Source organism: Gordonia sp. DT219, assembly GCF_049847065.1.
Lineage (GTDB): Bacteria > Actinomycetota > Actinomycetes > Mycobacteriales > Mycobacteriaceae > Gordonia.
Genome location: NZ_JBNCNR010000073.1, coordinates 1 through 603, shown reverse-complemented (window position 1 = coordinate 603; position 603 = coordinate 1). Strand labels below are relative to the sequence as shown.

The following is a 603-nucleotide window of genomic DNA, read 5'->3' as shown; positions in this document are numbered from 1 at the left end:
CTGCCCCAACAAGCCCTGATTGCCACCGAGATCGACGAACCCGGTGTCCCACGGGTCCACGCGTATCCAGCGGCGCCATCCTTGTCGCGAGTCCAGCGGGGCTTGCCGCGGCGGGTTTCGTCGATCCCGAGGACTCGTACCGGTTCTGGGTCGGTCAACACGGTCTTGGCGTGTTCAACGAACGCGGTGTGCGCGGTCGGCCACGACACGCCCGCCGCGGCGGCGACCTCGACTACCGAACGCGCCGCCTCACCGATACTGCGGCCGATCTGAGTGCGCAGCCGGGTCGTGGTACGACGTCGTCGCGGCACCTGTGCGATCGATTCGGTGAACGAGCGCCGCTCACACGACCGGTTCCGGCAGTAGTACCGTGTTTTGTTCCAACACCACGTGATTGGATGGTCGCCGTACTGGATATCGCGGGGCCGGGTGACTGCGTGGCCCTTCACCGACGACGAGACTGCCTTACAGTCCGGGCACCTCGCAGCCCCCGGATCGGCGGTCACCACATCCACCACCCGAGAAAGATCGGCCAGTCGAGTGACCGCCCTGACCTCGAGTCCTTCCAGACCCAACAACAACGACGTAGCATCAGCCATGCCC

General features: G+C 65.7%; 1 protein-coding gene. It reads right to left on the bottom strand.

Annotation, left to right across the window (positions count from 1 at the left end):
• A partial coding sequence (locus ACPXB3_RS22475) for a helix-turn-helix domain-containing protein (protein WP_425729854.1) occupies window positions 1-311 on the bottom strand: 311 nt, incomplete at its 3' end.
• Between the last annotated feature and the right edge of the window lie 292 nt (window positions 312-603).